Below are 7,420 nucleotides of genomic sequence, written 5' to 3' on the forward strand. Positions count from 1 at the left end.
CGGTCGGGCTCGCCGTACCGGTCGGGGTGGGGGTGGGACCGGGCGTGCCGTTCTCGGACCGTCCGGCGCTGTTGCCGCCGAACATCAGATAGCCCTTCTTGTTCGGGTCGTCGGCGATCGTGTCGACCGCGTAGCCGACCGTACGGGGCTTGTAGCGCTGCTCGGTGCGGAAGCGGACCGGGTTCATGTTGCTCTTGGGCTGCTTGGAGAAGTCGACCCCGCCCACGGTGTAGACGTAGACCTCCTCGCCGTTGGACCACTTGTACTTGAACGTGCCCTCGGTGAAGGCCTTGTAGTAGCGGTCCCAGACCTGCTTGCCGGTCCAGTTCTGGTGCGGGGCGCGCAGCGGCCAGCGGCTCACGTCGTTGCTGTCGATGATCCCGCGGTACTCGGCGGGCATGTCGGCGGCGTTCTGGCGCACCCACTCGGCGGCCACCCGGGCCGTGTAGACGCGGCGCAGGTCGGCGTAGTAGTCGCCGTTGTTGACCTTCTCCGCGACGAGGGGGGTGATGTAGCGGTCGAGTACCCGGTCGGACTGCTGCGTCTCCGCCTCCGTGAGGTCGCAGCCCTTCCCGCCGGGCGGCTGCGTGGTGGTCTCCTGCGGCACCGTGGACAGCTTGAGCGGGGTGTCGAGGATGTGGATGCCACCGTCCTGCTCGCGCACGACCGCGGTCTCCGGCTCGATCCAGTAGCGGAATCCGGCCCAGCAGGGGAATCCGTTGCGCTGGGGCAGGGCGTTCATGAAGTCGCGGCCCGCCTCCGTCTCCGGGTCCATGGCCTTGAAGATGTCGTGCTTCAGCTCCAGGTCGGCCTCCAGGAGGACCCGGCCCGCGTCGGTCTTGCCGAAGCCCGCGTCGATGATGCGGTTCGGCTCGTCCGGGTTGAGGTTCACCCAGAACGTGGACGGGTCGAGGGCGAGCCAGGTGAAGAACGCGTCGGAGATCAGGGCGCCCTTCTCCTGGCCGCCCCACCCGGCCGCGTACTCGTCCTCGACCGACTTGGCGGAGAACGCGTAGTCCAGGCCCTTGCCGCCCTTCCCCTTGCCGATGTAGCGCAGGTCGAGGGTGGTGAAGTCGATGCCCCCGAGGCCGCGGTTCATCAGGGCGCGCTCGCCGGTCCTGCCGAGCCGGTCGAGCTGTTCCTTGAGGGTCTGCGGGTTCGGCGGGGACTGGTTGATCACCTGGTTGCCGGAGCCGCGGGACCCGGTGGAGGCGCCGTTGCCCGGCGACATGGTCGTACTGTTCGCGCGGTACGGGCCGTTCTCGGTGCCCTTGGGCGGCACGCCCTTGTGGTGGGACTGGTAGTCGTAGGTACGGACCCGGTCGCGGCCGAGCGCGTCCTTGCCCGCGGTGTCCTTGAGCTCCTTCATGAAGTTCTTGGCGTCACGGGTCTGGTTCTCGGCGAAGACGTAGGTGTACTTGTACGAGCGCCAGCCCTGGTGCTTGGCCCAGGCCCGGTCCGCGGGCTTCTCGCGGCTGTCGGGGCTGCCGTTGGACTTGACCTCGACGATCTCCCGGCTGCGCTTGTTGTAGGCGTCGAGCCGGCGCACATGACGCTCACCGGTGTCGGGGTCGACGAAGTGGAACTCCTTCTCGCAGATCCAGTCCGGGCCCGTCAGGCCCATCTCGCGCACGACCTTGGCCATGAAGGCCTTGCCGCGGGCGTCGTAGCCCTGGTTCGGGATGTAGACCTTCGAGAGGTAGTCGCGGAAGGACGTCCACCGTCGCTGGGCGTTGAACCGGGCGTAGATGCGCCTCGGGTCGCTGTGGTCGTACTTCTTGTAGTCGGTGCCCGCCGCGTCGAGCTCGGCCCGGGTGGGGTTGAGGCCGTCGAACTGGAGACCGGGGTTGGTGTAGTCGTAGGTGTCCCAACGGTCCACCGCACGAGAGGCGTCGCCCTGGGGCAGGCCGCCCGTGGGCACGTTCTTCACCCCGTACATCTCGTCGCAGCGCTTGCCCGGCTTCAGCTTCGGCGGCGCCGGCGCGGCCTCGGCGACGCCGCCGACGGGCTGACCGGTGATCGTGATGACGGTGGCACAGGCGAGTGCTAGCAGGCTGTTCCTGAGCGCACGCCAGCGGCGCGCTATTCGTGCTGGCTTCACAGTGCTTCCCCCGGGAGCCCCACGGGTCGATTCAGGTTGTGTGGCGCCAGGGCCCCCGATGCTCAAGTGGGCGCCGCACAAGCGGTCCGATACTAGGGGTTTGCTTTGCCGCCGCAATGCGGTTTCGGCGGCGCGGCATGTGTTAACTCCGTGCAGATTCCAGATTCTTGCCGTCACATGGAGGACTAGGCTTAGCTGTTGTGAGCGACGAAATCTGGGAGTACGAGAACGAGGGGGCCGGCGGGGACGAGGGGCAGGAGGACGAGCACGCCGTCGCCGAGCGCATCGACACGGCGCACGCCCACAACCCCCGTCTGAGCGCGTGGCTGGACGAGCAGCGGGCGGGCTTCGCCGACTGGAGCCGTCGCCACGGCGGCGGCTGGGACTTCGGTGAATCCTCTCTCGACCGCGTGGAGGCCCTCGTCCGTGAGCACGTCACCTCCGTCGACGACCTGTTCGCCCGCGAGCACACCCCTTTGGTGCAGGTCGCCTGCTGGTACGTCGGCGAGGTCCACAACCGCACCCGCGGCACCCAGTGGCGTCTGGACCCCGACCCCGCGGACAGCCACCCCTGGTCCCGACGTCCCTACGTCATCGTGCCGTTCGCCCGGCTGGACGAGTACCGGGACCCCGAGGGCATCGACTACGACGCCCGCCCCCAGCACCACCCCCTCAGCAGCTTCCTCACCCTCCTCCGGGAGGGCCCCACGACCGGCCCGGCCTCGCTGCGCGCCGAACTGGACGACTACGAGCCCGGCGGCGGTGACGAGGAGGAGTAACCCGTACCCCCAGGGTCGTGATCAAGCCCTTCCCCGGGCGTGGCGCATGGTCCGGGAAGGGGCGGGGCACCCATGCCCGCGTGCACCCTACAGACGAGTCACAGCGCTTCACCTCCCTGTCCGCACGGCTGACCGGTTTCGACGGAGCGGACCTGGAAGCCACCGGGATGGCCGAGGCGTACCGTGCGGTCGCCGCGGAGCAGCTCGGCGCGCAGCGGTACGCGCGGCTGCTGCGCGAGCCGCCGGAGGAACCGGACGACGCCGGGGACCGTGAGCTGCGGAAGGCGGCGGAGGCGGTCACCTATCTCTGGTACACGGGCAGTTGGCCGGGACCGCCGCCCTTCCTGGTGTCCCCGCGCGCCTACGCCGAGGGCCTGGTGTGGAAGGCGGCCGGCCTCAAGGCCCCCGCCACCGGCCCCGGCGGGTACGGGAGTTGGGCCGAGGCGCCCGACCGCACCGGGGGCCGCGGCCGGGGTGACGCGGCCGAGGGGAGCGGGCCGTGACGCGCTACGACGTGATCGTGGTCGGCGCCGGTGTCGCGGGCTCGCTCGTCTCCCACCGCCTCGGCCGGCACGGCCGACGGGTCCTGGTTCTGGAGGCGGGCGCCGCGGATCCCGGAGACGGAGCCGTCGACGATCCGTTGACCACGTACCTCGCGGCCTCCGGCCTGGTTCCCGGTTCACCGCTCGGGCCCCGTCCGGAAGTGCCCTCACCCGTGGTGACGGACATCGTCGGCGCGGACGGGACCCCCGGGTACCGGACGGCCGGGCATCTCCGCCAGGACGGGCCGCTGCCGTACGCCAGCGGATACGTCCGCGCCAACGGCGGCACCGGCAATGTCTGGACCGGGCTCGCACCGCGCATGCTCCCGGAGGACTTCGACACCGAGGCCTTCGGGTACGGGCGGCGCTGGCCGCTCGGCTACGAGGAGCTCGAACCCCACTACCGGGCGGCCGAGGAGGAGCTGGGGGTGGCCGGCGACGCCGACGAGCAGCGCGAGCACGTCGGGCTGCCCCTTCCCGACGGCTATGTGTTTCCCATGCGGCCGCTGCCGGCCGCCCGCGTGGACGGCGTCCTCGCGGCCCGCCTCGACGGGCGGCGCGTGACGGATCCGGTGGCCCGGCGGGAGGTCGAACTGCGGGTGGTCGGCACCCCGCACGCGCGCAACGGCGTCCCGGACCCCCGGTACGACTCCGGTCGCGGGTACGTCCCGCGCGGCCGGCACGGGCGGCCGGAGCCGGAGAACCGCTGCGTGGGCAACGCGAGCTGCATCCCGCACTGCCCCTCGTACGCGAAGTACACCCCGCTCAAGACCCAGGGCCGCTGGAGCGCCGGCGTCACCCTCGAGGACCGGTCCGTGGTGAGCCGCGTCCTCGTCGACGCGAGCGGGCGGGCCACGGGCGTGGAGTACCGCTCGTACGACGGGAGCGTCTCCGTCGCGCACGCCGACGTCGTGGTGCTCGCCGCGCACGCGGTGGAGAACGCCCGGCTCCTGCTCCTCTCCGGACTCGCCGACCGCAGCGGCCAGGTCGGCCGCAATCTGATGGATCACCCCGTTCTGCTGACCTGGGGCCTGCTGCCCGAGGACGCCGGGCCGTACCGGGGTCCCGGCTCGGTCTCCGGCTTCGAGGGCTTCCGTGCGGGCCCGGCGCGCCGGGTGCGGGCGCCGTTCCGGGTCGAGTTCGGGACCTGGGGCTGGGTCTGGGCGAAGGGCCCCGTCGACACCGACGTGTGGCACTTCCTCGCCGAACGCGGCCTGTTCGGTGCCGACCTGCGGAAGGCGGTCGGTGACCGGATCCGCCGCCAGTTCACCCTCCAGTTCGAGATGGAGCAGAGCGCCGACCCCGCGAACCGGGTCACGCTCCACCCGACCGAGCGCGATCCGCTGGGCCTGCCCCGCCCCCTCGTCACCTACGACCTCGACGCGCACGTGAAGGAGGGGATGGCGGCGGCCCGGGCGGTGTCCGACCAGATCTTCGGGCTCCTCGGCGCCGAGGACCACACCGACTACACGCCGGCGACGGCCTGGCCCGGCCGCTTCGAGCACGGCGGCCGTACGTACGGCTATCGCGGGGCGGGTCACGCCGCCGGCACCCACATCATGGGCGACTCCCCGGCCACGTCGGTGGTCGACTCCTGGCAGCGCTGCTGGGACCACCCCGGCCTGTACGCGGTCGGCTGCGGCAGCATGCCCTCGGTGGCCACCTCCAACCCGACGCTGACCATGGCCGCGCTCGCCCTGCGCAGCGCGGAGCGCGTCGAGGCCGACCTGGCGTCCCGCGACCGTCCGGTGCCCCTGGGCGCACCCCCGAGCTCCCCCACCGCCTGCGAGACCCCATCGACCCGAGGAGTGCCGGAATGACCGCACCACTGCCCCCGCTGCCCCTGCCGCCCGTGTCCGAGCCCTTCCGGCTCCCCTTCCACTACGGGGCGTTGCACCAGATCGGCCTCGACTGGCTGGTCGCACCCGGGCCGGTCCGGGAGCTGCTCGCCAAGCACCACCCCGATCTGACCGCGGCCGAGTTCGAGGACGGGCGCGCCCTGGTCTCCCTCAACTACCAGCTGTACTTCGCGCAGTACGCCTTCGGGGGTGGTGTCACGCAGGAGATCGAGTTCAACGTCGTCGCGTTCCCGGCCGGCGCGGAGGGGCGACTGCCGCGGCTGAGCTACGCCCAGTACGCGCAGGGCTGGGACCAGACGAAGCTGCTCGGCATCGCGCGCGTCCACGTCGTCTGCGACAACCCGTTCGCGATCAGGGCGGGACGCGAGCTCTACGCCGAACCCAAGTACCCGGGCCGGTTCGAGGTGGACCTGCCGTCGCTCAACGGGCCCGCGGGTGAGACCTGGAACGTGCGGTGCAAGGCGGCCACGATCGGTGTGGACGGCACCTTGGAGGAGGACCTGGGGCCGCTGGTCGACCTCACGGCGGAACTCGACGGCCTCGCCCCCGCCGTCGCCAACTCCGCTCCGGTCACCGGTTACGGCACCGACCTCGAGGGACGGCTGCTCGCCGGCCCGATGAACGTCTCTCAGCCGTACCGCTGGTACGACCTGGCCGCGCCGACGCACGCGGGACGCGGACGGCTCGCGGTGCACGCCCCGGAGAGCGACCTCGGCCGCGACGTCCTCGCCCTCGTCGGCGACGACGCACCCGCCACCGGTGCCTGGGCGTACCAGTCGCCCCCGGTGGCCGCCCACAACCGCCCGTACTACGTGCCGACCGCGCCTCGTCCCTGACCGCTGGAGGCGGCCCGTGGCGGAGCCCGGTCCACGTCGCCGGCCGCCCCCGTCAGCAGGTCTCGCGGACGTACCCGGCCTCGCCCGCGGGGCGGACGTCGGTGTCGCGCAGGACGACGGAGAGCGTCCCGCCCCAGCGTGCACAGGCTCGGGCCAGGCCCTTCGGCTCGTACTCGATGACGAGCACCCGGTTGTCGAAGGCGGTCGCGTAGGGGGCGCATTCGTCGTACTGACCGCACTCCTCGGCCACCGCGAAGTCGAAGCCGAGCTTCCGGCCCCGCTGCGCGAGATCGGGGGCGTTCTTCTGCCCGATCGCGAGTCCGGCGGAGTGGGCGCGGGCGACGAGCAGCCGCGCGAAGGCGAGGTCGTGTTCGGGTGTGAGGAGGCCCAGGGACCGTTCGTACGAGTCGAGGTTGTCCGCCTCGACGGCCTGGTAGCCGGCGCCGGCGCAGCCGTCGATCCACTCGCCGACGATCGCGGCGAGCCGCTCGCGCTTGGCCGGTGCGGAGACGTCGAAGAGGGCCTCGTCCCAGTCCTGGTCGACGACCGGCACCCCCGCCGCGCTCCGCAGGAGGAGGTCGGGGTGGTTCTCCTCCCACCAGTCGATGGCGTCCGGCTGGGCCTGGAAGGCGTTGACGTAGCAGATGTTGTACAGCCCCTTCGCCGGCTTCGCCGTGCGGTCGCGGGAGACGGCGCCCACTCCGGGGGGCGGTGCGTAGGGTCCGCCGATCTGGTAGTCGAATCCGACGTGCGGTTCGGGCGGGACGACCGCGCGGGCGGAGGAGGGCGGCGCGGAGGAAGGGACCGAGTCGCCGTCTCCCCCGTCACCGGACGTGGTGCATCCGGCCACCGCGACGGCGAGGAGGCCGGCCAGGGTCAGGGCCGACACACGGTGGCGGCGCCGGCGCACGCTGCGGAGGGGACGGGGTTCGCGGGCGATCACGGTGCGGGGCTCCTGGTCGTCGATTCCTCGGGGCGACGCGCGGCCGCCCACGGCCCTACGGTACGGGCGCTGCCCGACCGTGCCGTGGCGGCCTGCCGAAGACCACGAGAACGGCCCGACGTGATCCGCATGGGCCTCGAACACCCGCGTCCGGAGGACGTCGGATGTCATACGCGCATCAGGCACGCCCCACACACAGAGACCGCATTCCTCGACGGCGCCGCGCCCTGACGGTCGCCGCCGTCGCCACCGCGCTGACAGGCGTCACCGGCCTGGCCGGCGGCACCGCTGCCGCCGTCCCCGCCGACCCGTCGGCGTACCGGCACCTGGCGGTGCGGCCCGCGTCGACGCGGGCCGCAC

Annotated in this window: 7 protein-coding genes; 5 read left to right on the top strand and 2 right to left on the bottom strand. The window is 72.2% G+C overall.

The genetic code is table 11. The features are described from left to right. Positions 1-2,101 (bottom strand): hypothetical protein (locus AOK00_RS32925; protein ID WP_055603821.1); only part of this gene is annotated, 2,101 nt, incomplete at its 3' end. A gap of 200 nt (positions 2,102-2,301) precedes the next feature. On the opposite strand from AOK00_RS32925, the gene AOK00_RS32930 reads away from it, so the two are divergent. From AOK00_RS32930 to AOK00_RS32945, 4 genes are all read left to right on the top strand, one after another. Then, entirely contained in the window at positions 2,302-2,880 is a 579-nt protein-coding gene (locus tag AOK00_RS32930) for a hypothetical protein (protein ID WP_254047591.1), read from the top strand. 80 nt (positions 2,881-2,960) lie between these two features. After that, positions 2,961-3,383 (top strand): hypothetical protein, encoded by a 423-nt coding sequence (locus AOK00_RS32935; protein ID WP_055603823.1) that lies wholly within the window; start codon positions 2,961-2,963, stop codon positions 3,381-3,383. Continuing rightward, positions 3,380-5,242, top strand: coding sequence for a GMC family oxidoreductase (locus tag AOK00_RS32940; protein WP_055603824.1), 1,863 nt, complete (start codon positions 3,380-3,382; stop codon positions 5,240-5,242). The genes AOK00_RS32935 and AOK00_RS32940 overlap by 4 nt, the downstream gene beginning before the upstream one ends. Next, the gene (locus AOK00_RS32945) at positions 5,239-6,117 is read left to right on the top strand and encodes a hypothetical protein (RefSeq protein WP_254047592.1); all 879 of its coding nucleotides are present in this window, start codon (positions 5,239-5,241) and stop codon (positions 6,115-6,117) included. Before AOK00_RS32940 ends, AOK00_RS32945 begins: the two co-directional genes overlap by 4 nt. Positions 6,118-6,169: 52 nt before the next feature. On the opposite strand, the gene AOK00_RS32950 is transcribed toward AOK00_RS32945, so the two are convergent. Beyond that, positions 6,170-7,111 (bottom strand): endo alpha-1,4 polygalactosaminidase, encoded by a 942-nt coding sequence (locus AOK00_RS32950; protein WP_437441463.1) that lies wholly within the window; start codon positions 7,109-7,111, stop codon positions 6,170-6,172. 113 nt (positions 7,112-7,224) lie between these two features. On the opposite strand from AOK00_RS32950, the gene AOK00_RS39800 reads away from it, so the two are divergent. Then, on the top strand, positions 7,225-7,420 hold a 196-nt coding region (locus AOK00_RS39800), incomplete at its 3' end, for a hypothetical protein (RefSeq protein ID WP_437441464.1).

The sequence above is a fragment of the Streptomyces aureus genome (genome assembly GCF_001418135.1).
Lineage (GTDB): Bacteria > Actinomycetota > Actinomycetes > Streptomycetales > Streptomycetaceae > Streptomyces > Streptomyces aureus_A.

Excerpts from the sequence above, each read along its gene's own strand:
- AOK00_RS32945 (WP_254047592.1), top strand. The coding sequence starts at position 5,239 with ATGACCGCACCACTGCCCCCGCTGCCCCTGCCGCCCGTGTCCGAGCCC.